The organism is Roseovarius sp. A-2 (genome assembly GCF_002072155.1).
In the GTDB taxonomy this organism is placed as follows: Bacteria; Pseudomonadota; Alphaproteobacteria; order Rhodobacterales; family Rhodobacteraceae; genus Roseovarius.
Genome location: NZ_BDIY01000004.1, coordinates 170,928 through 194,495 on the forward strand (window position 1 = coordinate 170,928; position 23,568 = coordinate 194,495).

The 23,568-nt window shown below is 65.2% G+C and carries 25 protein-coding genes; 10 read left to right on the plus strand and 15 right to left on the minus strand.

Annotated features, from left to right (window positions below; all coding sequences use genetic code 11):
• The first annotated feature begins 10 nt into the window (after positions 1-10).
• The gene (gene phbB, locus BHD06_RS08070; RefSeq protein WP_080456477.1) at positions 11-733 is read left to right on the plus strand and encodes an acetoacetyl-CoA reductase; all 723 of its coding nucleotides are present in this window, start codon (positions 11-13) and stop codon (positions 731-733) included.
• Positions 734-813: 80 nt separating this feature from the next.
• On the opposite strand, the gene BHD06_RS08075 is transcribed toward phbB, so the two are convergent.
• The 3 genes from BHD06_RS08075 to BHD06_RS08085 form a co-directional block, all read right to left on the minus strand.
• Positions 814-984, minus strand: a complete 171-nt coding sequence (locus BHD06_RS08075) for a YdcH family protein (protein ID WP_080456478.1) — start codon at positions 982-984, stop codon at positions 814-816.
• 122 nt (positions 985-1,106) lie between these two features.
• A complete protein-coding gene (locus BHD06_RS08080; protein ID WP_254892345.1) occupies positions 1,107-1,880 on the minus strand; it encodes a tRNA1(Val) (adenine(37)-N6)-methyltransferase in 774 nt (257 codons plus the stop codon).
• On the minus strand, positions 1,870-2,085 hold the full coding sequence (locus BHD06_RS08085; protein WP_080456480.1) for a DUF2007 domain-containing protein: 216 nt from the start codon (positions 2,083-2,085) through the stop codon (positions 1,870-1,872). Before BHD06_RS08085 ends, BHD06_RS08080 begins: the two co-directional genes overlap by 11 nt.
• A gap of 56 nt (positions 2,086-2,141) precedes the next feature.
• Between BHD06_RS08085 and BHD06_RS08090 the strand changes: the two genes are divergently transcribed.
• The gene (locus BHD06_RS08090) at positions 2,142-3,143 is read left to right on the plus strand and encodes a polyprenyl synthetase family protein (RefSeq protein WP_080456481.1); all 1,002 of its coding nucleotides are present in this window, start codon (positions 2,142-2,144) and stop codon (positions 3,141-3,143) included.
• Here the strand turns inward: BHD06_RS08090 and BHD06_RS08095 are convergent.
• The 3 genes from BHD06_RS08095 to BHD06_RS08105 all read right to left on the minus strand — a co-directional run bounded on the left by BHD06_RS08095 (position 3,136) and on the right by BHD06_RS08105 (position 7,427).
• Entirely contained in the window at positions 3,136-3,951 is an 816-nt protein-coding gene (locus tag BHD06_RS08095) for a 4-(cytidine 5'-diphospho)-2-C-methyl-D-erythritol kinase (protein WP_080456541.1), read from the minus strand. The two genes, BHD06_RS08090 and BHD06_RS08095, sit on opposite strands and share 8 nt — an antisense overlap.
• Positions 3,944-5,665 carry a tetratricopeptide repeat protein gene (locus tag BHD06_RS08100; protein WP_254892346.1) on the minus strand — a complete coding sequence of 574 codons (1,722 nt, stop codon included), beginning with the start codon at positions 5,663-5,665 and terminating at the stop codon, positions 3,944-3,946. Before BHD06_RS08100 ends, BHD06_RS08095 begins: the two co-directional genes overlap by 8 nt.
• A 112-nt stretch (positions 5,666-5,777) precedes the next feature.
• The gene (locus BHD06_RS08105; RefSeq protein ID WP_080456543.1) at positions 5,778-7,427 is read right to left on the minus strand and encodes an electron transfer flavoprotein-ubiquinone oxidoreductase; all 1,650 of its coding nucleotides are present in this window, start codon (positions 7,425-7,427) and stop codon (positions 5,778-5,780) included.
• Between the two features lie 280 nt (positions 7,428-7,707).
• Here BHD06_RS08105 and greA point away from each other — a divergent pair, with 280 nt between their 5' ends.
• The 6 genes from greA (at position 7,708) to BHD06_RS08135 (ending at position 11,803) form a co-directional block, all read left to right on the plus strand.
• Positions 7,708-8,178 carry a transcription elongation factor GreA gene (gene greA / locus BHD06_RS08110; RefSeq protein ID WP_080456482.1) on the plus strand — a complete coding sequence of 157 codons (471 nt, stop codon included), beginning with the start codon at positions 7,708-7,710 and terminating at the stop codon, positions 8,176-8,178.
• A gap of 13 nt (positions 8,179-8,191) precedes the next feature.
• A complete protein-coding gene (locus BHD06_RS08115; RefSeq protein WP_080456483.1) occupies positions 8,192-9,196 on the plus strand; it encodes a hypothetical protein in 1,005 nt (334 codons plus the stop codon).
• 127 nt (positions 9,197-9,323) lie between these two features.
• Positions 9,324-9,779, plus strand: coding sequence for a universal stress protein (locus tag BHD06_RS08120; RefSeq protein WP_080456484.1), 456 nt, complete (start codon positions 9,324-9,326; stop codon positions 9,777-9,779).
• A gap of 462 nt (positions 9,780-10,241) precedes the next feature.
• Positions 10,242-10,805, plus strand: coding sequence for a NifU family protein (locus BHD06_RS08125; RefSeq protein ID WP_080456485.1), 564 nt, complete (start codon positions 10,242-10,244; stop codon positions 10,803-10,805).
• Positions 10,798-11,373, plus strand: a complete 576-nt coding sequence (gene tsaB / locus BHD06_RS08130) for a tRNA (adenosine(37)-N6)-threonylcarbamoyltransferase complex dimerization subunit type 1 TsaB (RefSeq protein WP_080456486.1) — start codon at positions 10,798-10,800, stop codon at positions 11,371-11,373. Before BHD06_RS08125 ends, tsaB begins: the two co-directional genes overlap by 8 nt.
• Positions 11,363-11,803, plus strand: coding sequence for a GNAT family N-acetyltransferase (locus BHD06_RS08135; RefSeq protein ID WP_080456487.1), 441 nt, complete (start codon positions 11,363-11,365; stop codon positions 11,801-11,803). Before tsaB ends, BHD06_RS08135 begins: the two co-directional genes overlap by 11 nt.
• A gap of 225 nt (positions 11,804-12,028) precedes the next feature.
• Here BHD06_RS08135 and BHD06_RS08140 read toward each other — a convergent pair whose 3' ends face one another.
• Positions 12,029-12,289: an integrase core domain-containing protein gene (locus tag BHD06_RS08140; protein ID WP_080456488.1), complete on the minus strand. Its 261-nt coding sequence runs from the start codon at positions 12,287-12,289 to the stop codon at positions 12,029-12,031.
• Positions 12,290-12,645: 356 nt separating this feature from the next.
• On the opposite strand from BHD06_RS08140, the gene BHD06_RS08145 reads away from it, so the two are divergent.
• Complete coding sequence (locus tag BHD06_RS08145; protein WP_080456489.1) at positions 12,646-13,635, plus strand: NADPH:quinone reductase; 990 nt, start codon at positions 12,646-12,648, stop codon at positions 13,633-13,635.
• Between the two features lie 6 nt (positions 13,636-13,641).
• Here the strand turns inward: BHD06_RS08145 and BHD06_RS08150 are convergent, their stop codons facing one another.
• The 3 genes from BHD06_RS08150 to BHD06_RS08160 all read right to left on the minus strand — a co-directional run bounded on the left by BHD06_RS08150 (position 13,642) and on the right by BHD06_RS08160 (position 16,284).
• Positions 13,642-14,376, minus strand: coding sequence for a glutathione binding-like protein (locus tag BHD06_RS08150; protein ID WP_080456490.1), 735 nt, complete (start codon positions 14,374-14,376; stop codon positions 13,642-13,644).
• Positions 14,373-15,587 (minus strand): CaiB/BaiF CoA-transferase family protein, encoded by a 1,215-nt coding sequence (locus BHD06_RS08155; protein WP_080456491.1) that lies wholly within the window; start codon positions 15,585-15,587, stop codon positions 14,373-14,375. Before BHD06_RS08155 ends, BHD06_RS08150 begins: the two co-directional genes overlap by 4 nt.
• Before the next feature lie 127 nt (positions 15,588-15,714).
• Positions 15,715-16,284: a carboxymuconolactone decarboxylase family protein gene (locus BHD06_RS08160; protein ID WP_080456492.1), complete on the minus strand. Its 570-nt coding sequence runs from the start codon at positions 16,282-16,284 to the stop codon at positions 15,715-15,717.
• A gap of 91 nt (positions 16,285-16,375) precedes the next feature.
• On the opposite strand from BHD06_RS08160, the gene BHD06_RS08165 reads away from it, so the two are divergent.
• On the plus strand, positions 16,376-17,005 hold the full coding sequence (locus tag BHD06_RS08165) for a TetR/AcrR family transcriptional regulator (RefSeq protein WP_139784666.1): 630 nt from the start codon (positions 16,376-16,378) through the stop codon (positions 17,003-17,005).
• 17 nt (positions 17,006-17,022) lie between these two features.
• Here the strand turns inward: BHD06_RS08165 and BHD06_RS08170 are convergent, their stop codons facing one another.
• From BHD06_RS08170 to BHD06_RS08190, 5 genes are all read right to left on the minus strand, one after another.
• Entirely contained in the window at positions 17,023-18,519 is a 1,497-nt protein-coding gene (locus BHD06_RS08170; protein WP_376764845.1) for a UxaA family hydrolase, read from the minus strand.
• A gap of 120 nt (positions 18,520-18,639) precedes the next feature.
• Positions 18,640-19,809: a pyridoxal phosphate-dependent aminotransferase gene (locus BHD06_RS08175; RefSeq protein WP_080456493.1), complete on the minus strand. Its 1,170-nt coding sequence runs from the start codon at positions 19,807-19,809 to the stop codon at positions 18,640-18,642.
• A gap of 38 nt (positions 19,810-19,847) precedes the next feature.
• A complete protein-coding gene (locus tag BHD06_RS08180; protein ID WP_080456494.1) occupies positions 19,848-21,329 on the minus strand; it encodes a heme biosynthesis protein HemY in 1,482 nt (493 codons plus the stop codon).
• A 19-nt stretch (positions 21,330-21,348) separates the two neighbouring features.
• A complete protein-coding gene (locus tag BHD06_RS08185) occupies positions 21,349-22,752 on the minus strand; it encodes a mitofilin family membrane protein (RefSeq protein ID WP_254892347.1) in 1,404 nt (467 codons plus the stop codon).
• 48 nt (positions 22,753-22,800) lie between these two features.
• On the minus strand, positions 22,801-23,535 hold the full coding sequence (locus tag BHD06_RS08190) for a uroporphyrinogen-III synthase (RefSeq protein ID WP_080456495.1): 735 nt from the start codon (positions 23,533-23,535) through the stop codon (positions 22,801-22,803).
• Positions 23,536-23,568 lie beyond the last annotated feature (33 nt).

Here is a 23,568-nt window from a genome sequence, read left to right on the forward strand (position 1 = left end):
GGAGGATACCATGGCAAGAACTGCACTCGTCACCGGAGGATCGCGCGGAATCGGCGCCGCCATTTCAAAGGCGCTCAAGGCCGACGGCTATACCGTCGCCGCGACCTATGCCGGCAACGATGAGGCCGCCGCCAAGTTCACCGAGGAGACCGGCATCAAGACCTACAAGTGGAACGTCGCCGACTATGATAGCTCCAAGGCCGGGATCGAACAGGTCGAGGCCGATCTGGGCCCAATCGAGATCGTCGTCGCCAATGCCGGCATAACCCGCGACGCGCCCTTTCACAAGATGACGCCGGACCAGTGGAATGCCGTGATCGACACCAACCTCACCGGCGTGTTCAACACCGTGCACCCGGTCTGGCCTGGCATGCGCGAGCGCGGCTTTGGCCGAGTCGTGGTGATTTCCTCGATCAACGGTCAGAAAGGACAGTTTGCGCAGGTCAACTATGCCGCCACCAAGGCGGGCGATCTGGGCATCATCAAGAGCCTGGCGCAGGAAGGCGCCGCCAAGGGCATCACCGCCAACGCGATCTGCCCCGGCTACATCGCCACGGAAATGGTGATGGCGGTGCCGGAAAAAGTGCGCGAATCGATCATCGGCATGATCCCCACCGGTCGTCTGGGCGAGCCCGAGGAAATCGCCCGCTGCGTGAGCTTTCTCGTCTCGGACGACGCAAGCTTCATCAACGGCTCGACGATCTCGGCCAATGGCGGTCAGTTCTTCGTCTGATCCGACCCGCGACAGACCACGAAAAAGGGCCGGTCCATGGTGACCGGCCCTTTGTTATCCACGTCTATCTGGCTGCACTGTCAGGCATTTTCCGACAGGCGCTCGATCTCTTCCTTGATCTTCAATTTCTGTTTCTTGAGGTCCGCGATTTCCAGCGTACTGCTGCCCGGCGCGCGCTGCGCCTCTTCCACCTTTTCCGAGAGCGCGTTATGTTTCTTCTTCAGTTCTTCAATATGCGAACTCAAGCTCATGGGCAGTCTCCTCTGATATGGATGCGTCTCCATCCGACATGGGAAGTGCAGCATACTTTTACAATACTGTCACGCCGCGCCTGCGAGATGGGCGGGAGTTTTCCGATTGCATTTGACACGACTCAGTCAGGAAACGGCAAATCTGCCGCACCCCTGAGCACGGCGGAGATCGCAGGTGTGTAATCCTCGCCGTCGCGCCCGTGCCTGGCCCCGGCGTGCAGACATGGCCCGTCATGCAGTCGAAATTCCGCGCGCCCGCCCTTGCGCCCGCGCATCAGGACTAGGCGAGCGGACCGCCCCTGCCGGGGGATGAGCGGCAAAACCTCAAGCGATCCCAGATGCGCGGCCATGGCGGCGATCAGGTCGGGCAGGCGGTCGGCGCGTTGCACGAAGGTCACCTGCCCCTTGGGGGCGGCGCGGCGCGCGGCGGCGGCGACCCATTCGGCAAGGGCGCAGGTTTCGCCCATGCCGTGCTCGCGCCCCGGATCACGGGCCGGGGTGCTGGCCGCCCGGTCGAAATAGGGCGGGTTGGCGAGAACGTGGTCGAATTGGCGCTGCCGCAGGGGGGGCGGCATGTCGGTCAGATTGCCGGTGACGACCTCGAGGGCCTGATCATTCTCTGTGGCATTACGCTGCGCCAGATCGGCATAAGCGGGCTGTATTTCCAGCCCTGCGAGGATGAGGCCCGGCACCCGCGCGCCCAGGCAGAGCGCCGCGATGCCCGAGCCGCAGCCAAGGTCGAGCACATTCTGCCCGGCCCGCGCCGGGATGCTCGCGGCCAGAAGCACCGGGTCGATGCCCGCACGATAGCCCGCGCGGGGCTGCGCGATCCGCAGCCGCCCGCCGAGAAAGGCATCATGGCTCAGCTCTTCTTCGGCAAATCGCTCAGTCCTCAAGCGAGAACCCGTTGTCGATGAGCGCCACGCGAGCGTCCTCGTAATCGTCATCGGCGACCATCAGGCGGCGCGGGAAGATCCCGATGGAGCCTTCGAGGATGCTCATATTTACGTCCATTTCAAAGCAGTCTATACCCTCGCCCTGAAGCAGCGCGTGAGCGAAGGCCATGGATGCAGGATCATTGGTGCGAAGTAGCTGTTTCATAAGGCTGACATAAGGGCACCGCGGGCTATTTGTCGAGCAGTGTTGACGGGAGTGTTATGGGATTGGACGAAGTCGCCACCAAACCGCATGAAGCCCTTGCCGCGCATCTGGCGGACAAGATGGACGCGGTCAATATGCTGATCCGCGCGCGCATGGCCTCGCGCCACGCGCCGCGCATTCCCGAGGTCACGGCGCATCTGGTCGAGGCGGGCGGCAAGCGGCTGCGCCCGCTCTTGACGCTGGCAAGCGCGGATCTGTGCGGCTATGCGGGCGGATATGACGTGCATCTGGCGGCGACGGTGGAGTTCATCCACACCGCGACCCTGTTGCATGACGACGTGGTGGACGAGAGCGCGCAGCGCCGGGGGCGGCCGACGGCGAACCTGCTTTACGACAATAAATCCAGCGTTCTGGTGGGCGATTACCTATTTGCGCGCGCCTTTCAGTTGATGGTCGAGACCGGCTCACTCCGGGTGCTTGATATCCTTGCCAATGCCTCGGCCACGATTGCCGAGGGCGAGGTGCTGCAACTAAGTGCGGCGCGCGACCTGCGCACCGGTGAGAGCATCTATCTTCAGGTGGTGCGCGGCAAGACGGCGGCGCTCTTCTCGGCGGCGACCGAGGTGGGTGGCGTCATCGCGGGCGCGCCCGAGGATCAGGTGCAGGCGCTTTTCAATTACGGCGACGCGCTTGGCGTCGCGTTCCAGATCGTCGATGACCTGCTCGATTACGAGGGCGACGCCAAGGCCACCGGCAAGAATGTCGGCGACGATTTCCGCGAGCGCAAGCTGACCCTGCCGGTGATCAAGGCGGTGGCGGCGGCCTCGGACGAGGAACGCGCGTTCTGGAAGCGGTGCATCGAGAAGGGCGATCAGCGCGAGGGTGATCTGGAGCATGCGCTCGATCTGTTGCACGCGCATGGCGCGCTCGATCAGACGCGCGCGGATGCAAGGGCCTGGGTCGCCAAGGCGCGCATGTCTTTGGAGACGCTACCCGCCCATCCGGTGCGCGACATGCTGGACGGGCTGGCGGATTACGTGGTGGCGCGGATCAACTGAGCCGGGCCGGCATGACCCACCAATCGGGGTGGTCGCGGCGCAGCACGTCGGCGGCCTGTTGTGCGGAGTGTGGATCGGGGTAGAGCCCGAAACAGGTGGCCCCCGATCCTGACATGCGGGCCAAGGCACAGCCCTCTGTCGCGGCAATCTTTGGCAGGACTTCGGCAATTACCGGGGCCTCTGCGATGGCAGATTCCTCCAGATCGTTGCGCTGCGTGGTCAACCAACGAATCAAGTTCTCGGCCGTGTGCCAGCCCGGCAGCCGTTCGGGCATGGGGGGATTGTCACGCCGCGCCAGCCGCTTGAAGATCGCGGGCGTCGAGACGGCGACACGCGAATTGACCAGCACCGCGTGCAGGAGCGGCACACGCGCCAGCGGCGTGACCTCTTCACCGATGCCGCGCATCCGCGCGGCGCGGGCCAACAGGCAGACCGGCACATCGGCCCCGAGGCGTGCCACGTCATCGGGCAGGCGCGCGCCGGTGAGACGCGCAAGCGCGCGCAGGCAGGCCGCCGCATCGCTTGATCCGCCACCGATCCCGGCGGACGCGGGCAGGTGTTTGTCCAAGGTGATTTCAGCCTCTGCGTTCATCAGCGCGGCGGCGCGCAGCACGAGGTTTTCCGGTCCCACCGGCACAGCCGCCGCCATCGGCCCAAGCACCCGCAGACATGATGCACCGGGTCGCACGGTCACGCGGTCGCCGATATCCGCAAAGACGACGAGCGAGTCGAGCAGGTGATAGCCATCCGCCCGGCGGCCCGTGACATGCAGCGTCAGATTGACCTTGGCCGGGGCAGGTTCAGTTATTGGCCGGGACGGCATTCACGGCCCTCAGCGGCTCGGCCCCTTCGTCCTCCAGCACCTGATCGAGCCCGACCTTCAGCTTGCGGCGCACGCGATCGGCGTCGAGATCGGGTGAGGGCTCGCTTTCATGCAATGATAGCGCGCGCCGCCATTGAAACCGCGCCTCGGCCTTGCGATCCACCGCCCAGAACACATCGCCCAGATGGTCGTTGACCACCGGGTCAGTCGGCATCAGTTCGGCGGCGCGTTCCATCTGGACGATGGCCTCGTCATAGCGACCCAGACGGTAATAGACCCAGCCGAGGCTGTCGACGATGTAGCCGCTGTTGGGCTGCGTCGCGACGGCGCGCTCGATCATGCCCAGCGCCTCGTCGAGATTGATGCGCTTTTCCACCATCGAATAACCGAGATAGTTGAGCACCTGCGGGTGATCCGGGTTCAGCTCCAGCGCGCTGCGGAAATCGGCCTCGGCCTCGGGCCAGTGATCCAGCCGTTCATGGCTGATCGCGCGGGCGTAATGCACGAACCATTGCGGATTGTCGCGCGCCTCCAGCAGGGTGATGGCACGGTCATAGGCGTCGACCGCCGCCGCGTAATCCTCCTGCGCGCGATGCAGATCCCCGGCGGCGACATGCACATTCGCGAGATCCGGATAGGATTGCGCCAACTGGTCGAGCACCTCTGCCGCGGCATCGGGTTTCTCGGACCGGCGCAGCGCCTCGGCGCGGCCAAGCTCGGCCAGGTGATAGGACGGATCATCGCGCGGCACCTGCTTGTAGGCGGCAATAGCGAGATCGAATTGCCCCATATCCTCAAGCAGTTCCGCCACGGTGATGACAGCGTCGATATGGTCGGGCTTGATCAGCTCGGCGGTGCGTGCGTAGATCAGCACGAACTCGTCATTGGCCTCTTGCATCAGGGCACGGGCGAGCGAAAAGAACACCTCCGCCACCCCGTCCTGCGGACCGGAAATCAGATCGAAGGGCACGGTTTCGCCATCCGCCAGCGGGCCCCGCAGCGCCGCGATTCCGGGGTCGGGATCGGTGCCGAACGTGTCGTCAATGATGGCAAGTGCGCGCTCCTGTTCGCCCAGCTGGCTGAGCACCTGCGCCCAGGCGATGACACCACGCCGGGTGGGTTGGAGCGGGCCGTCCTCATCGCCCGAAAACACCTCGTCGGCGCCTTCGAAATCGCCGACAGAGGCGAGCGCCAGGGCCTTTTGATATAGCGCGAAGCTGCGCAGCCCGCGTTCCTCGGCGACCGTGTCGAACCGCGCGAGCGCCTCGGTCATGTCGCCCTTGCCAAGATAGGCCCAGGCGGTGATCAGCCCATCCGCCAGATCGCCCGCGCCGCGCCCATCCTGAAGCCGGGCAAGCAGCGCGTCCCACTCCGCGTTGCGCGTCTCATTGGCCAACAGCGCGATCTGCGCCACCTGGCTGCGCAGCCCGTCCGCCTCGATCTTGCCGGCGACGGCGTCGGCGCGGTCAAGCTGGCCGAGCGCCAGATAGGCAATTGTCGCGTTCTCCAGCATCGCGGGGTTCGAGCTGTCCTGCGCGAGCGCCTGCGCGTAGTACTGCGCCGCCGCCGCGAAATCGCCCGCAGCCTGCGCCTGCCGCGCCGCAAGATAGGCGCCGGACGGCTCCTGCGCCGTGACCGGCAGAGGGGCGACCTGCAAGAAAACGCCGAATGCGAGGGCCGAAAGGGTTCTGATGCTCACGCTGACCTGCCTTTTATCGCGGAAATATCCGGTAAAGGTAATATGGCTGACCTGCCAAGGCAATGCGGCGTGGCCCATCTTGCCGCGCCCCACCGCCGATCTCACGGGATGGTTACATGTTCGGATAGTTCGGACCGTCGCCCCCCTGCGGTGTCACCCAGTTGATATTTTGGCTGGGATCTTTGATATCGCAGGTCTTGCAATGCACGCAATTCTGGAAGTTGATCACAAAGCGCGGCTCCTTGCCCTCTTCGTGCACCACCTCGTAGACACCCGCCGGGCAATAGCGCTGCGCGGGCTCTGCGTATTTCGGCAGATTGACGCTGATCGGCACATTCGGGTCCTTGAGCGTCAGATGTGCGGGCTGGCTTTCCTCGTGATTGGTCATCGAGAAGCTGACATTGGTCAGCCGGTCAAAGCTCAACTTGCCGTCCGGCTTGGGGTAGTCGATCTTCTTGTGGGTCTCGGCCAGCCCGGTCGCCTCGGCGTCGGTCTTGCCATGCTTGAGCGTGCCCAGCAGGCTGAAGCCTGCGGTATTGGTCCACATGTCGAGCCCGCCCACGGTGAGCGAAGCCAGCAGGCCGTATTTCGACCAGAGCGGCTTGACGTTGCGGACCTTTTTGAGGTCCTTGCCGATTGCGCCGGTGCGCACCTCGGTCTCGTAGTCGTTGAGTTCGTCGCTGGTGCGACCCGCCGTGATCGCCGCATGCGCTGCCTCCGCCGCCGCCTTACCCGAAAGCATGGCGTTATGGTTGCCCTTGATGCGCGGCACGTTGACCATGCCGACCGAACAACCCAGAAGCGCCACGCCCGGGGCTACCATCTTGGGCATCGACTGATATCCACCCTCGGTGATGGCGCGCGCGCCGTAGGCCACGCGCTTGCCGCCTTTCAGCAGCTCCGCGACCATCGGGTGATGCTTGAACCGCTGGAATTCCATGTAGGGGTAAAGATGCGGGTTCTGGTAGTTCAGATGCACCACGAAGCCGACATAGACCTGATTGTTCTCAAGATGATAGATGAACGAGCCGCCGCCTGCGTTGCTGCCCAGAGGCCAGCCCATCGTATGGGTGACGCTACCCTCGCGATGCTTGGCGGGGTCGACCTCCCAGATCTCTTTCATGCCGAGGCCGAATTTCTGCGGCTCGTGGCCATTGGAGAGGTCGTATTTGCCGATCACCTCCTTCGCAAGGCTGCCGCGCACACCCTCTGACAGGAACACGTATTTGCCGTGCAACTCCATCCCCGGCTCATAGCTCGGGCCGGGCGTGCCGTCCTCGTTGCGGCCGAATTCACCGGCAACCACGCCTTTCACCTCGCCGTTGTCGCCATAGACCATTTCCGAACAGGCCATGCCGGGGAATATCTCGACGCCCAGGGCCTCGGCCTGTTCGGCCATCCAACGGCAGACATTGCCCATCGAGACGATGTAATTGCCGTGGTTGTTCATCAGCGGCGGCATCGGCCAGTTGGGGATGCGGACCTTGCCGCCTTCCCCCAGCATGTAGAAATTATCCTCACGCACAGGCGTGTTGATCGGCGCGCCCTTGTCTTTCCAGTCGGGGATCAGCGCGTCGAGGCCGCAAGGATCGAGTACCGCGCCCGACAGGATATGCGCGCCCACCTCGGAGCCCTTTTCCAGCACCACGACCTGACAGTCGGCATCGAGCTGCTTCAGCCGGATCGCAGCGGAGAGCCCGGCGGGTCCGGCCCCCACGATCACGACATCGTATTCCATCGCTTCGCGCGTCACATCCGTCATCGACATCATCCTTTTTCCGGGGCGCGCCACGGGCCAGTGCCGCCACGCAACAATCTTGCGATGAGTGACTAGCCCGCCCGCGCGGCAAGCGTCAATTAAAACACGACGTTAAAACCGCATGAAACCGGCAATTTTTCACGGGCCTGCGCCCGAATTCGCCTGTCCGCGCGATCCCCTATTGCAATCGAAGCCCGGCTTCGTGCAATCTGATCGAAATCCTGAAACGAGACCGACGGGGCCAGCAGATGCGCGGCCCCGCTTCTGACAATGGACGCGAGATATGGAAAAGATCCCGATGACGGCAGGCGGCCATGCCGCGCTGGAGAAAGAGCTCAAGCAGCTCAAGTCGGTCGAACGCCCCGCCATCATCCGCGCCATCGCCGAGGCGCGCGAGCATGGCGACCTGAGCGAGAATGCCGAATATCATTCGGCCAAGGAAAAGCAGTCCTTCATCGAGGGCCGGATCAGGGAGATTGAAGGCGTGCTGAGCCTTGCCGAAGTGATCGACCCCGCGAAACTCTCGGGTTCCATCAAATTCGGCGCCACGGTCACGCTGGTTGACGAGGATACCGACGAGGAAAAGACCTATCAGATCGTGGGCGAGCATGAGGCCAGTATCGAAAAGGGCCTGTTGAACATAAAATCGCCGATTGCACGGGCGCTGATCGGCAAGGAAGAGGGCGATAGCGTCGAAGTGCGCACTCCCGGTGGTGATCGCGCCTACGAGGTGATAAAGGTGGCCTATATCTGACAGGCCGCATATCATGCCCAAGAACACGCGAAACGCCCCCTTGTCGGGGCGTCCCGACAGGCCGACACAGGACCGTCTCAGTGCTATCGAGGTGATCGCGCTGGCGGTGTCTGTAGCGTGGCTGGTCGGCGCGGGTCTGTTTTTCCTCGTCCTGGCACCGCAGGACCCGACCGGCAGCGCATTGCAATTCGTGATCGTGCTGGTGGCCGTGTTCCTTCCCGTGGCGATTCTCTGGGTCGGGGCCATGACGGCCCGGGCAAGCCGGGTGATGCGCGAGGAAAGCGCCCGGCTCCATGCCGCGATCGACGCGATCCGCGAGGCCTATCTCAAGCAGAACCAGTCGCTTGGCCAAACCGTGGACAAGACGGTGAGCCAGAAGCTCGACGAGATCGTGGCGGCGCAGCGCAAGACCGAGAGCACGCTGGCGACATTCTCCTCGGTGCGCAATCACGAAAGCGAGCCGCGCCCGGTGCTTGCCCCGGCCCCCTCTCCGACCGAAGATCAGGTTGCGCTGCCCCTTGGCACTTCCGCCGAGGAGATCCAGCCGCCGCTGGAGCGGTCGGATTTCATCAGCGCGTTGAATTTCCCCGACAATCCCGATGATAAGGCCGGGTTCGCGGCACTGCGCCGGGCGCTCAAGGACCGGCCCACCGCGCAGCTTGTCCGGGCCGCGCAGGACATTCTCACGCTGATGTCGCAGGATGGCATCTACATGGACGACTTGCGCCCCGACATGGCCCGCCCCGAGATCTGGCGCCGTTTCGCGGGCGGCGAGCGCGGGCGCACGGTGGCCGCGCTTGGCGGGGTGCGGGACCGCTCGTCGCTGGCGCTGACGGCGGCGCGCATGAAGCAGGACACGATCTTTCGCGACGCGGCGCATCACTTCCTACGGCTCTTCGACCGAATGGTCTCGCAATTCGCCGAAACCGCGAGCGATGCCGAGATTTCGGCGCTTTCCGAGACCCGCACGGCGCGCGCCTTCATGCTGCTCGGCCGGGTCGCGGGCACCTTTGACTGACTGCGCGAGAAGGCGACAAGCCCCTGCTTCTTTTTGGCAAAAATACTCAAACCCGTGCGCATGCACGGGCTCTATTGCCCCATCCGGATTTCCACGTCATGATGCGCGCCTGAAGGAGATATGAGCGATGCGCAAGTTTCTTGTTGTCTTGGATGACAGCCGCGAATGCCTGAATGCGATGCGCTTTGCGGCGATGCGGGCAGCGCATACGCGGGGCGGGGTCGAGATCCTTGCGGTGATCCCGCCAGAGGAATTCAACCACTGGATCGGCGTCGGTGACATCATGCGCGAAGAGAGCCGTGAGCGCATCGAGGCGCATTTCGAGGTTTTCGCGAAATGGATGCGCGACAAGCAGGGGGTCGATCCCGAACTGGTCATTCGCGAGGGCGAACCGGTGTCGGAGATCATTTCACAGGTCCATGACGACCCCGATATCGGCGTGCTGGTTCTGGGCGCGGGAACCGGCAAGAAGGGACCCGGGCCACTGGTGACGCAATTGACCAAGAATTCGGGCAGCCTGCCCATTCCGATCACCATCGTGCCCGGCGACCTGAGCAAGGAACGGCTGGAATCGATCACCTGACGGGCGCGGATGAGTGATTTCGGCGTCAACTGTAAGGCGCGCAAAGGCTGGATAGGCGGACCCTGAGAATCAGGACAACGCGATGGTAAGGCATGTGCCATGTTGGCCGTTAGCGGACATAGTGCCCCGTCAGGAGGTGCCGCGTGATCGCAGGGCCGGGGACTGGCGATGCAGCGTGTGTTGCTGGTACTTTATGCCAGCCAAGTCATTGTAGCCTCGACACATTGCGCTCACCCTCAAATCGCCAGGCCGCGGGACGGCCCGGCGATCGCGCGGCACCTTCGGTGCATTTCGCGCGGGATGCGGCAACGACAGCTTCAGGCCAATCAAGGCGTGTGGCGCTGACCCAGGCCTGCACCCCTCTGCCCCAACCAGAGCGCTGCGCAGTTTAGAATCGTTCCAATCCTTGACTTGCGCCGACGTGGGGCGCATATCTGGGAACAAGCACGAAAGGGACGCGCCATGTTCATCCAGACCGAATCCACTCCCAATCCCGCCACGCTGAAATTCCTACCCGGGCAGACCGTGCTCGATACCGGAACCGCCGACTTCCCGACCGCCGAAGGCGCGGAAGTGTCGCCGCTGGTCGAGCACATCTTCAAGGTGCCGGGTGTCTCCGGGGTCTTTCTCGGCAATGACTTCGTGACCGTGACCAAAGGCGACAGCACCGAGTGGGACCATATCAAGCCCGCGATTCTCGGGGCCATCATGGAGCACTACCAATCCGGTCAGCCGGTGATGATCGGCGAGGGCGGCGGCGCGTCGGGCCATGCCGATCATAGCGGCGAGGATGCCGAGATCGTCGGTCAGATCAAGGAACTGCTCGACACCCGCGTGCGCCCAGCCGTGGCACAGGATGGCGGCGACATTACCTTTCACGGGTTCGAGCGCGGGGTGGTCTATCTGCATATGCAGGGAGCCTGCGCAGGCTGTCCGTCCTCTACCATTACGCTGAAGATGGGGATCGAGAACCTTCTGCGCCACTATATCCCCGAAGTGACCGAGGTGCGCCCTGTCGGTGTCTGAGCCGCTTATCCTGGGGTTCGACACATCGGCCGCGCATTGCGCGGCCGCTTTGCTGTGCGGTGACCGGGTTCTGGTGGTGCGCGCCGAGGACATGGGGCGCGGGCAGGCGGAACGCCTGATGCCGCTGCTGGAAGAGGTGCTGGCCGAGGGCGGTGTACGCTGGCGCGATCTGGCCCGGATCGGCGTCGGCATCGGACCCGGCAATTTCACCGGCATCCGCATATCGGTGGCCGCCGCGCGGGGGCTGGCGCTGAGCCTTGGCATTCCCGCAATCGGGATCAGCACGCTGGAGGCGATCCGCGCAGGCCATGAGCGCGGAACGCCCTGCGTGCCCGCGCCGCGCGATCAGGGCTATGTGCAGCGCGCGGGCCACATGCCAGACTTGGTGGCGATGGCAGATATCGCCGATGCCGTGTTGCCCCCGGCCCCCGCACGGCTGGCCGAGCGGATCGCGCGGCTGGCCACCCTTGCACCCGGCGAAGGCCCCCCCCCGGCACCGCTTTACGTGCGACCTGCCGACGCGGCCCCCGCAAGGGATGCGCCGCCGGAGATTCTGGATGACGCCTGAAGAGATGGCGGCCTGCCACGCGCGGGCCTTTGCCGGTCAGGGGCGGGCCTGGACGGTCGTGGAATTCGCCAGTCTGCTGGAAAGCCCGCTGATCTTTGCCGTGGGAAACGCTCGCGCCTTCGCGCTTGGCCGGGTGATTGCGGATGAGGCGGAACTCCTGACGCTGGCCTGCGATCCGGCGCAGCGGCGCAAGGGGTTGGGGCGGGCCTGCCTCGCCAGTTTCGAGGCCGGGGCACGGGCGCGTGGCGCGGTGACGGCGTTTCTGGAGGTTGCGGCGGACAATATGATGGCCCGGGGGCTCTATGACACCGCAGGTTATGCCGAGATCACCCGGCGCGCGGGCTATTACGCGCGCGCAGGAATCACTGCGGTGGATGCCATCGTGATGCGCAAGACGTTTGGGACCGGGCGCACCGTGATCGCCCCCTGAGCGCACGGCCTGCTGCCATAACGGTCGGCCCCGCCGCGTTTCCTCGAAATAGTGAAAGCCGGTGATGTCTGGGCGCGCCGCGATACCCTTGATCACCGTCAGCAACAATGTCCCGCCCAGAGGATAATCGGTGCGGATCGGCCCGGCGGCGGTGAGCGCCGAAAAGTTCGCGTCGTCATAGAACGCGGCGGGCAGCAAGTCGTCATCTCTCTGGACCGGGCCGCGCTACTCGTGCCGCCGCAGGTTCTGCGCGACCCGTTCGGTGGGGCTGTGGCTGACACAGTTGGCGAGCGTCGAGGTGGCGGCATGGACTTCGTCAGGGGTCACGGTGCCGTGGGTCGAGTGGGGCCGCTCGGCATTGTAATAGGCCAGCCGTTTCCCGATACCTTCCCGGGCCTGTACCCCGATCTCGAAGGCGCGCAGGTAGGGCACGGCTCGGTTGACGATCTGCGCCGCGTTGTGAAGATGGGGTGCAAATGTTTTCATGATCGGGGCAGGAACACAGCTCAGGTGTCTGATACAAACCCCGCAAAAGTCGAGATCGTCGCGGTTGCGAAGACCGCAGGCATGTCGCCCTCCACCGTATCGCGCAGCTTCAATCATCCCGCGCTGATCACCGGAGCCACCGAGGAGCGTTCCGGATTAGGTGCCGCTCGAACGCATCCTGCGCGGCACGACGCGGGCGGCGCGTTGACTTGCCGGTGGACAATTCCGGGGGCCGCTGCAACATTACCGAGCAGAGCGCATCGGGGCACCGTCCGCGCGCCCTGTCCCCTCCCGGCACCGGCCAGCCGGTGCCGGGAGGGCGCATGAAATTTTGCCACCTGATCGGATACACACCCATGCACGCCATAAGTTACAGCCGTTTCGGCCCGCCCCACGAGGTTCTCGCCCCCTGCGAGATACCGACGCCCAACCCGGGCCCGGGCGAGGTTCTGGTGCGGTTGCATGTCTCGGGGGTGAACCCGTCGGATGCCAAGGCCCGCGCCGGGGCGCGCCCCGGTGTCACCAAACCCGCCTATGCTCGCATCGTTCCACATTCCGATGGGGCCGGGGTGATCGAGGCGGTTGGCGACGGCGTGCCCGCCGCGCGCATCGGCACGCGCGTCTGGATCTGGAACGGCCAGTGGCAGAGAGCCCTCGGCACGGCGGCGCAGTATATCGCGCTGCCCTCCGCGCAGGCCGTTGCGCTGCCCGAGGGGGTGGATTTCGACATCGGGGCCTGCCTCGGCATCCCGGGCCTGACCGCGGCGCATACCGTCTTTGGCGGTGGTGACGTGGCCGGGCAAAGGCTGCTGGTGTCGGGCGGCGCGGGGGCTGTCGGCCATAATGCCGTGCAGCTTGCCAGCGCGGCGGGGGCCGAGGTCATCGCCACCTGTTCGGCCCCGGCGATGGAGCGGGTCCGCGCGGCGGGGGCGGCACAGGTCTTTGACTATTCCGATCCGGAACTGGCCGAAAAGATCCTCGATGCGACCGGCGGGCAAGGCATCGACCGTGCCGTCGAGGTGGAATTCGGGGCCAATGTCGCGCTGCTGCCCGAGGTGATGGCCCCGAATGGCACCATCGCCACCTATGGCTCCTTCAAGGACATGACCCCGCAGATCCCGTTCGGGCCCTATCTCTTCAAGGCGCTCAAGATCGACATCGCGCTGATCTACATCCTGCCCGAGGCCGAGCGGCAGGCCGCCATCGCGCAACTCACCAAGGCCATCGAGGCCGGCACGCTGCGCCCCGCCATTCACGCGCGGTTTGCCCTTGAGGACTGTGCGACGGCCCATGACACGGTGATGCAGCCGGGGCGCGCAGGTGCGGTGCTGCTCGACATCGACTGACCGGCGTCAGTCGAAAGACCTGCCCGCCTTGGGCCGCAGCGACGCGGCGGATTGGCTGAACAGCACGGTGTTGTTGTCGACCCGGTGCCGCCCGCCATTCTGTTCGGATTTGTGCAGGTCGATGGCGCGCTGCACCGCCGGGCGCGCTTTGATCCGTGCGCGCCAGTCCGCGACGCGCGGGAAGGCGTCGAGCGAGGCCCCAAGCGGCTTGGCGATGAAGGCCCAGGGAAATGCCAGCATGTCGGCAATGGAATAGTCGCCCAGCAGCCAGTCGCGCCCTTCAAGGCGGTTCTCCAGCACGGCAATATTGCGGTCGTATTCGCCAAGGTAGCGCTTGAAGCCGTAGGCGCGCTCGCCCTCGGGCGCATAGTTGCGGAAATGGCTGAGCTGACCCGCCATCGGCCCCTGATTTCCGACCTGCCAGAAAAGCCACTCCATTAGGTCCTTGCGGGCGCGCAGATCGGTCGGGTCGGGGGCGAATTGCCCGGTCTTGTCGGCGAGATAGAGCAGCACCGCCCCGGATTCGAACACCGTCACCGGGTCGTCGCCCCAGCCCGCCCCCGGCGCGTGATCGACGATGGCGGGCATCTTGGCATTGGGGCTGATCGCCAGAAACTCGGGCGTGAACTGGTCACCCTCACCCAGCCGCATCAGGATCGGGCGATAGGCAAGGCCAACCTCCTCAAGCATAATGGCGGCCTTCCAGCCATTGGGCGTGGGCGCGAAATAGAGGTCGATCATGCCGGGCTTTCCTGCGTGTCGGTGGCGATGCCCTCGGCGATCATCTCGTCGATTGCCGCGTCGTCATAGCCCGCCTGCGCGAGCACTGCGCGGGTATCCTCTCCCAGACGGCGGGCGGGTTGCGGAGCCTCGGGCGGGGTGGATGAGAACCGCGCCGGTGTACGGGTCTGGCGGATCGGGCCGGCCTGCGGGTGGTCCTGCTCGATCACGATGCCATTGGCCTGCACCTGCGGGTGGCGGTAAACCTGATCGCGCGTCAGCACCGGCGCGCAGGGCACGTCATGGGCACTTAATCGCTGCATCCAGTTGTCGGTGGAGTCGGTGCGCAGCGCCGCCTGCGTCAGTTCCAGCCGGGCGGGTTTGTTTTCCTCCCGCGCGGCCACGGTGGCGAAGCGCGGGTCATCGAGCCAGTCGGGCCGGCCGACCGCCGCCGCGAGGCCCTTCCAGGTGCTGTCGGTATGGGCCGAGACCGCCATCCAGCCGTCGGCGGTCTGATAGATCAACTCGACAAAGCTCTGCGCCTCGGCACCCGTGTCGGGCGGTGCCTCCGCGCCGACAAAGGTATGGCCCGCCATGTCCGAACTCCACAGGAAGGCCAGCACGGTGTCGAGCATCGAAACGCGCACATGACTGCCCTCGCCTGTGCGGGCGCGCGCCAGTAGCGCGGCGGTGATCGCCTGCGCGGTCTGAATTGCGGTCAGCTTGTCGGGCAGGATGGTGCGCACCAACCGGGGCCGCGCCACATCTGCGCCGCCCTGCACACTGGCCAGACCTGACAGCGCCTGGATCAGCGGGTCATAGACAGGCTTGCGCGCCCAATCCCCCTCAAACCCGAAACCCGCGATCGAGGTATATATGATATCAGGACGGACCGCGCGCACCGCCGCCTCGCCCAGCCCGATCCTCTCGGCCACCCCAGGGCGGAAATTCTGCACGAAGACATCTGCCCCCTCGCACAGCCGCAACGCCGCTTCGAGCCCCCGAGGATGCTTGAGGTTGAGCGTGACCGTTTTCTTGCCCCGGTTGTTGTTGAGATACGAGGCCGAGAACCCGCCCCGCCGCCCGGTGACCTGCCGACTGTGATCACCGCCGTCGGGATGCTCGATCTTGATCACCTCGGCCCCCTGATCGGCCAGCGTCATGGTGGCCAGCGGACCCGAGATCATCGTGGTCAGGTCGATGACCCGAAATCCGTGCAAGGGTCCTGGCATGTGGGGGGTCTCCGGTACGGGGGATGCGTGCAGCCGTGCAAGCCTAGCAAATGACGGCCCGGCGTCACAAGACACCGGGCCGGGTTTGTCGGACATGGCGACAGGCGACGGCCTGTCAGACAGGCGGTCAGGCGGCGTCCTTGCGCGCCTTTTCCCAGGCAAAGCCCTTGAATGCCTCGTCCACCGGCGTCTCGGCCAGGTGGTTGGTATAATTCGACATGACCTTCTGCGATAGGCCGAGGATCACTTCGAGCACCTGACGCTTGGTGAAGCCTGCATCGAGAAACGCCTGCAACTCGGCCTCGTCAACATGGCCGCGACCACGCGTGACGGCAAGCGTGAAGCTGCGCAGCGCCTCAAGCCGGGCATTGGGCAGCGGGGCCTCGTCGCGCAGCGCGTCGTTGATCGCGTCGTCGACCTTCATCCGTTTGGCGATGCCGGTATGTGCGGGCACGCAATAGGTGCAGTTATGCTCGACATTGATGGTCTGCCAGACCACGGTCAGCTCGTCCTTGTCAAAGCTGGTCTGCTCGGCGAACATCTGGTGCAGCTTCTGATAGGCATCCAGAAGCGCCGGGGCCTCGGCCATCACGGCATGCAGGCCGGGAATGCGGCCAAAGGATTTCTGCGAGTTTTCGAGCAGCGTGCGGCTCTCTTCGGGGGCGGTTTCGATCGTGTGCAGGTCAAAGCCGGACATGCGGTTCTCCTTGTGAATGGTGGCGTGAATTCTTGAGTGATTGCTCAACTATCTTTCCTACCTTTACTCGAACCAGTATACAAGATAATTCTTGAGCGATCACTCAATCGAGATCGAGGTGTCAGGCATGGGCAGAACGACCGGCTATGACCGGGACACGGTGTTGCAGTCGGCAATGGAGCTGTTCTGGGCGCGCGGCTATCACTCCACCTCGCTCAAGGATCTCGAGCGGGTTCTCGACATGCGCCCGGGCTCGATCTATACCGCCTTTGGCTCCAAGGAGGCGCTATTTTGCGCAGCACTCGACCGCTATGCCATTAACGGTCAAAGGAACCTCGCCGAAACGCTGGCCAAGGCGCAGTCGCCGATCGCGGGGCTGGCCGCGCATGTGCGAATGATTGGCCGCCTGATGTCCGGCAATCCGCCATCGCGCGCCTGCATGATGGTCAAGACCCTGTTGGAGACACCCGATGACGATCCGGTGTTGCGCCGCACGGTCGAGCGCATGATGCGCGAGGTCGAGGCCGGTTTTGCCGATGCGTTCCGCGACGCGCGACGCGCGGGCGAGATCCCCCCCGGTTCGAACCCGGAGCGATTGGCGGCGCGGTTGCAGGTCTCGATCTTTGGCCTGCGCGCCTATGCACAACGCAGCGATGCAGGCGAGAACACACAACGCCTTGCCGATGATATCGCCCGCGAGATCGAGGCGCTGGCCGTCTGAGCGGCCGCCCGTCTGCGCTACATCACCGCCCCGATCTGCCACGGCACGAACTCGTCATCGCCCAACCCCTGCGCCTCGGATTTGGTCCGCTCGCCCGAGGCCATGCGCAGCCACATCGCGTAGATCTCGCGCCCGACCTCCTCGACCGAGCGGCCATCCGACAGGATCACGCCCGCGTTGACGTCCATATCCTCCGACAGCCGGGCGTACATCTCGGAATTGGTGGCGACCTTCATCGAGGGCGAGGGCTTGGCACCAAAGGCCGATCCGCGCCCGGTGGTGAAACAGACGAGCTGACAGCCCGAAGCGATCTGCCCGGTGACCGAGGCTGGATCGTAGCCGGGGCTGTCCATGAAGGTGAAACCCTTGGCCGTCACCGGCTCGGCATAGTTGTAGACCCCCATCAGCGGGGTCGTTCCCCCCTTGGCCGCCGCCCCAAGCGATTTTTCCAGAATGGTGGTCAGCCCCCCGGCCTTGTTGCCCGGCGAGGGGTTGTTGTCCATCGAGCCGCGATTGCGTGCGGTGTAATCTTCCCACCAGCGGATAAGCCCGATCAGCTTTTCTCCGATCTCGCGGGTCACGGCTCGCGCGGTCAGAAGATGCTCCGCCCCGTAGATTTCGGGCGTCTCGGCCAGCACCCCGGTGCCGCCCTGCGCCACCAGCAGATCGCAGGCATGGCCCACGGCAGGATTGGCGGTAATCCCCGACCAGGCATCCGAGCCGCCGCATTGCAGCGCCACCATCAGCTCCGATGCCGGGCAAGCCTCGCGCCTTGCCGCGTCGACCTCCGGCAGCATCGTCTCGATCTTCGAGATGCCCAGTTCCACCGAACGCCGCAGCCCGCCCACATCCTGTATGTTCATCGTCTGGAATGTCGGGCCGGGCGTCAGCCCGTAGGCTTCGATCAGCCAGTCGATCTGCATCATCTCGCAGCCCAGCCCGGCCAGCAGCACGCCGCCCACGTTGGGATTGCGCGCATAGCCCCAAAGCACCCGTTGCAGCGCGGCAAACCCCTCGCCATCGCCACCCATGGCGCAGCCCGTGCCATGCACAAAGGCCACCACGCCATCCACATTGGGATAGGCCGCCAGCCGCTCGGGCGTGAAATGCGCGGCGATCTGACGGGCGGCCGTGGCCGAACAGTTCACCGAGGTCAGCACCGCGATATAGTTGCGCGTGCCGACGCGGCCGGTGGTCCGGCGATAGCCCATGAAGGTGTCGGTCTTGTCCGGTTTGGCGGCGGGCCTCAGGTTGGTCGAAAACTCATAGGCCGCATCTACATTGCGAAATTCCAGGTTGTGGGTGTGCACATGGCTTCCCGCCGCGATGTCGCAGGCGGCATAGCCGATCACCTGCGCGTATTTGCGCACCGCCTCTCCCTTGGCGATATCCTGCACGGCGATCTTGTGACCGCGCGGGATCGCCTCCACCGCCCCTGCCGCACCGGGCAAGAGCGATACGGCGGCGGTCTCGACATTATCTTCGGGTGAGAGGCAGACGGTTTGCACGGGCATTTCTCCAGAACGGGGGCGGGTCTGCGGCAAACGTCGCGCAATCCCGCCACGCGGTCAAGGTTTGGTATACCAAATCTGACGGCACGAACGAGCCGACCCTGCGGAATCAGGCAGCCCAGCTCAGAGAATGGCGCGAATGCGCTCGATTGCCGCCTCGATATTCTCCGCGGAATTGGCGTAGGAAAACCGCAGATAACCCTCTCCGTGGCGGCCAAAGGATGTACCTGCCACAGTCGCCACCCCGGCCTCGTCAAGAAAGCGGTCCTGCGCCTGCGCGGAACTCATCCCCGTGCCTTCGATATTCGGGAACGCATAGAACGCGCCACCCGGATCGGTGCAGCGCAGGCCCGGCAGGCTGTTCAACGCCTCGACGATCAGCTGACGCCGTGTATCGAAATGCCGCATCATCTCGTCCACCGCGTCCTGCGGTCCGGTCAGCGCCGCGAGCCCGGCATATTGCGAGGCGGCATTGACGCAGGAATGATCGTTGATGCAGAGCCGCGTGGCGTGTGCCACCGCCGCGTCGGGCCAGACGGCGTAGCCCAGCCGCCAGCCGGTCATCGCATAGGTCTTGGACCAGCCATCGAGCATGATCAGCCGGTCGCGGATCTCGGGATATTGCAGCAGGCTCACATGCTCGCGCCCACCGTAGAGCATGCGGCTGTAGATCTCGTCGGAGAGCACCGCCACCTGGGGATGATCGGCCAGACCGGCCACGAACTTGTCGACCTCTGCGCGCGGGGTGACGCCACCGGTGGGGTTGGCGGGGCTGTTGATGATGATCAGGCGGGTGCGGGGCGTGATCTGCGCCAGCACGGTTTCTGCGTCGAAGGCAAAGCCGTTTTCCTCGCGCAGGGCGATCGGCACCGGAGTCGCCCCGGAATAGCGGATGACCGATTCGTAGATCGGAAAGCCGGGATCGGGATACATGATCTCCGCCCCCGGTTCGCCGAACATCAGCACGGCAAAGAACATCGTCGGCTTGCCGCCGGGCACCACCACGACGTTTTCGGGGTTCACCTCGGCCCCGTGGCGGGCGTGCAGGTCGGCGGCCACCGCCTCGCGCAGGGCGGGGATGCCGTTGGCGGGTGTATAGCCGTGATGGCCGTCGCGCAGCGCCTTGATCCCGGCCTCGACGATATGCGGCGGGGTCTGGAAATCGGGCTGGCCGATGCCGAGATTGATGATGTCATGGCCCTGCGCGGCCAGCGCCTGCGCGCGGGCCAGCACGGTAAAGGCCGACTCGGTGCCAAGGCGCGACAGGTTATCGGCGAAGTGTAGCTGTGACATCGGGGTCTCCGGCATGTGTGAGGCAGGCGCGAGGCGCGTCAGCTCTTGGCGTCTTCTTTGGGCGAACTCTCTGACGTCTCGCCGTCTTCAACCACCTCGGCCTCGACCACGTCCCCGCCCTCCTCGTCCTGGCGCCCGTCCTCCACCGCACCGACGATCAGCGGCAGCATCTCCAGCCCGGTGGGCGTGGCCATCGGCGAATTAGGCGGTGCGCGCCAACTGAGCGTGTCGAAGCTGCCGCAATTCTCGCAGGAGGGAACCCATTCGGCATGAATATGCTGACACTTGTCGCACACCCATTGCGGACCTCGCGGCGCGCTGAGCGCGCGCGCGAGCCAGCCTTTAACCACTGCGTCGGGCGCGCCCTCGCCACGCTCAATGGCGGCCATGATGGTGAGCGCGCGGGCATCCGGTTCAACTTCGGCCAGATCGCCAAGCGCCCGCCGCGCTGCCGGGAAATCCTCGGCGGCAAGGTTCAGCTCCGCCTCGAGCAGCCGAGTCTCGCGATTGTCGGGATGCACCTTCAACAGCTTGCCGAACCGCTTGAGCCGCTGTGCGGGGCTTTCGCCCGGCTCGATGGCGGCAAAGGCGGCGGCGAGATCGGGATGCGGGCGCACCAGCCACGCCTTGTTGATCACCCGCACGGCATTGCGCTTCTTGTCCTGCTCGACATAGCCGCGCGCCGCCAGCACCGCCGCCGGGATCAGGTCGGGCGAGAGCTTGTTGGCCTCGATCGCGGCCTCGCGCGCCTCGATGCTCTTGCCCTCGTCCAGCACGTCGCGCGCCTCCGAGAGGGCCAGCACGGCGTCGCGCCGTTTATGAACGTCACGCGGCAGATTGCCGTATTTCAGCTTGGCATTGAGCGTGGCACGCGCGCCTTTCCAGTCGCCCGATCCGGCCTGCAACTGCAACAGCGTGTCCTGCATCTCGGCATGACGCGGCTTGAGGGCAAAAGCAGTCTTTGCCAGTTTCATCGCCGTCTCGGTGTCGCCCTCTTCGAGCCGTTTGCGCAGGATACCGCGCACCCCGACAAAGCGCGTTTTCTCATTGGTCAGCAGCCGCTTGTAAACCTTCTCGGCCTTGGCTGTGTCGCCCGCCATCTCGGCGGCCTGCGCGCTGATCAGGTCAGTGAGCGCGGGCTTGCGCAGATAGCCCTCGGCCTTGGCGGCCTTGGCCATCGCCACATCGCCTTCGCCCGAGGCCAGCGCCAGAATCCCTTCGCTCAGCGCGCGATATCCCTTTTCCTGCCGGTTGCGGTCGAAAAAGCGCGACAGCGCGGTCTCATCCCCGTTGATGAAGCGCAACACCGCGACCAGCATCGCCGCCAGCTTCATCAGCGCCCAGATCGCCAGCACCAGTATGACCAGCGCGATTACCGCCTTGATCGGCGTCAGGTTGATCTCAACCCCGGCCATGACGACGCGCACCCCGCCCTCAAGCTCCAGCAGAAAGCTTGCGCCGAACGCCAAGGCGGCCACCAGGGCGATGAAAACGGCTATCTTGATAATCGACCAAAGCATATGGATCGCCTTTTCTAACTCAATTCAACGTGCCGGAGAGCGTATTGGCGGCCGACAGCGCCGCTCTGCGGCGTTCGGCCTCTGCGGCCCAATCGCTCAGTTCGGCGCGCGCGCCCTCGGGCAAAGTCTCGATCTCGGCCAGCGCATCGCCTAGCCGCCCGTCCCGCAGCGCCGCCTCGACGCGTGACAGAACCGCATCCGGGTCATCGCCCTCTCGCGGCTCCAGCGAGCGGATGCCGAGCTGGCTCTTGAAAAATCCACCGACACTCGACGCGGCCCCGCCATCGGCGCTGCGCACCGCCGCGAGCGCCGCGCGCGCCGCCTCGGGGAAACGCTCGGTCAGTTCAGCCCGCGTCGGCACGCCGCTCTCGGCCACATCCGACAGCGCGGAGGGCACCTCGGCCCCGGTGTCGCGCAGATCGGCAAGCGCGACAGTGAACTCATCGCCGCTGTCGAGCGCGGTCATCACCCGGGTCAATGCGGCGCGCTGCAAGGTGGCACGCGCGCTATCGCGCGCGGCGGCCTTTTCTGCTTCGGCCTCGCCTTTGAGGGCGTCGATCTCGGCGCGCTGTGCGCTCAGTGCCGCGCTCAATTCCTCGATCTGCTCCGCCGTTCCATCGCTGCCGCCGGCCTCGGGGGTCGGGCGATCTTCCAACTCGGAAACGCGGCTTTCAATGGAGCTTACCTGCTCGGCAAGATCGGTCAGCGTGTCTCGTAGTTCACCCAGTTCACCGCTCAGGTCGGGGGCGGCTTCAGACGCGGGCTCGATACCCTCGACCGTGGAGCGCAAATCGCCCAGCGCGGTTTCCTGCGCGGCGATGCGATCCTGCAACGCATCCGTATCAACGCTGTCTTCGACCGGACGCAGCGGATGGTCGGGCAGGACATAGGGCGCGGCGATCACCCCGATGCCCGCGGCCACAACCCCGCCAAGGAGCATCGACCAGAACCCGCCCTGCCGGATCGTGACCTGTTCGGTTTTCGTCACCGGGGTCGGGGCAGATGTCTCGGCCTCGCCGGTCTGCTGACCGGTCTGCGCCTCTTCGGCCTCGGCTACGGTCGCGACCTCTGCCATCGGATCATCGTCTTCGGCCAAGGTCATCCTCTCGTCAGCGGTCGCTTGCTCGGGTGTGGCGTCGTCGGTCGCGGCCTCGTCCGTGCTATCCGCGCTCTCCGACCCCGAAACTGTCTCCGAGCCCGGCGCTGTCTCCGGCTCGCGCGGCTCTTCTTCGGAGTCTGGCGTTTCCTGCGCCCCATCGGCGTCAAACGGGGGCTCCGGGGTTTCGGCCTCGGGCGTATCCTCGGCGGTATCGCTCGCAGGTTTTTCGGAGGGCGGTAGCTCGGTTTCGGGAGAGGGCGTGTCCTCCGCCGCCTTATCCTGCATCTCGGTCTTGTGCGTCTCAGGGGTCTTTTTTCTTGCCACGTCTCGCCACCTTCTCGAATCTCACCACGCCAAGCTGTCAACCTGACCTTACTGTGCCCGTTTTCCACCCTCAAGCCGCTTGGCCTCTTTCACCAGATCGTGCACCGCATCGGCCACGGCCTCTGCATCGGGGCGTTGCGCAATGCTCATTTTCTGCGCGGCCCCCTCCGGCACCGCCTTTGCCGTATTGCGGCTGATCGCCGCGACGAAGAGGGGCGCATGGATGTCGCTCACCTGACTGAAGGCTAGCCGTGCGCTGCGCGGTGACATCAGGGGAAGGATCACCGCCCCCTCCCCGGCGAGAACGCGCCGCGCGGCCTCGCCCATGTCCTGCGGCTGCTGATCATAGACCACGGTCTCTTGCGCCTCATGGCCCGCCGCCTGCAACGCGCCAGTGATATCGGCGGCCACATGCGCCCCGCGCAGGTGCAGGAACGGCCCGGTGGCACCGTCCGTTGCAATCCGGTCTAGCAGTGCCGCAGCGTCGCCGCCGCAGGCGATCGCCATCAATCCCTGCGCGCGCGCCGCCTGTGCCGTGGCCTCGCCCACGCAGTAGCAGGTGAAACCGCGCCGCGCTGTCAGCGCGCAGAACCCGCCCACGCCATGCCGCGAGGTGAAGATCAGCACCTCGTCGCCGCGCAGGGGTGGCAGTGTCCCGCGCCAAGCGATTCGCATGACCGGGGCGCAGAGAATCTCTGTCTGCGGTCCGCACACCGCCCTCAGCCGCGCAGCGAAGCGGCCCGCCTCCGGCTCGGGCCGGGTGATGAGGATCGTCACGGGCATGGATCATCCAGAGTTGTTGCCTGCCTCATTCGG

Bases quoted from the DNA above. Each gene is read 5' to 3' on its own strand.
- BHD06_RS08115 (WP_080456483.1), top strand. From the start codon at position 8,192: ATGCCCAAGAACACGCGAAACGCCCCCTTGTCGGGGCGTCCCGACAGG.
- BHD06_RS08090 (WP_080456481.1), top strand. From the start codon at position 2,142: ATGGGATTGGACGAAGTCGCCACCAAACCGCATGAAGCCCTTGCCGCG.
- BHD06_RS08120 (WP_080456484.1), top strand. From the start codon at position 9,324: ATGCGCAAGTTTCTTGTTGTCTTGGATGACAGCCGCGAATGCCTGAAT.
- BHD06_RS08180 (WP_080456494.1), bottom strand. From the start codon at position 21,329: ATGCTTTGGTCGATTATCAAGATAGCCGTTTTCATCGCCCTGGTGGCC.
- BHD06_RS08075 (WP_080456478.1), bottom strand. From the start codon at position 984: ATGAGCTTGAGTTCGCATATTGAAGAACTGAAGAAGAAACATAACGCG.
- BHD06_RS08175 (WP_080456493.1), bottom strand. From the start codon at position 19,809: ATGTCACAGCTACACTTCGCCGATAACCTGTCGCGCCTTGGCACCGAG.
- BHD06_RS08170 (WP_376764845.1), bottom strand. From the start codon at position 18,519: ATGCCCGTGCAAACCGTCTGCCTCTCACCCGAAGATAATGTCGAGACC.
- BHD06_RS08125 (WP_080456485.1), top strand. From the start codon at position 10,242: ATGTTCATCCAGACCGAATCCACTCCCAATCCCGCCACGCTGAAATTC.
- BHD06_RS08155 (WP_080456491.1), bottom strand. From the start codon at position 15,587: ATGCCAGGACCCTTGCACGGATTTCGGGTCATCGACCTGACCACGATG.
- BHD06_RS08160 (WP_080456492.1), bottom strand. From the start codon at position 16,284: ATGTCCGGCTTTGACCTGCACACGATCGAAACCGCCCCCGAAGAGAGC.
- BHD06_RS08135 (WP_080456487.1), top strand. From the start codon at position 11,363: ATGACGCCTGAAGAGATGGCGGCCTGCCACGCGCGGGCCTTTGCCGGT.
- greA (WP_080456482.1), top strand. From the start codon at position 7,708: ATGGAAAAGATCCCGATGACGGCAGGCGGCCATGCCGCGCTGGAGAAA.
- BHD06_RS08085 (WP_080456480.1), bottom strand. From the start codon at position 2,085: ATGAAACAGCTACTTCGCACCAATGATCCTGCATCCATGGCCTTCGCT.
- phbB (WP_080456477.1), top strand. From the start codon at position 11: ATGGCAAGAACTGCACTCGTCACCGGAGGATCGCGCGGAATCGGCGCC.
- BHD06_RS08140 (WP_080456488.1), bottom strand. From the start codon at position 12,289: ATGAAAACATTTGCACCCCATCTTCACAACGCGGCGCAGATCGTCAAC.
- BHD06_RS08145 (WP_080456489.1), top strand. From the start codon at position 12,646: ATGCACGCCATAAGTTACAGCCGTTTCGGCCCGCCCCACGAGGTTCTC.
- BHD06_RS08150 (WP_080456490.1), bottom strand. From the start codon at position 14,376: ATGATCGACCTCTATTTCGCGCCCACGCCCAATGGCTGGAAGGCCGCC.
- BHD06_RS08190 (WP_080456495.1), bottom strand. From the start codon at position 23,535: ATGCCCGTGACGATCCTCATCACCCGGCCCGAGCCGGAGGCGGGCCGC.
- BHD06_RS08105 (WP_080456543.1), bottom strand. From the start codon at position 7,427: ATGACGGATGTGACGCGCGAAGCGATGGAATACGATGTCGTGATCGTG.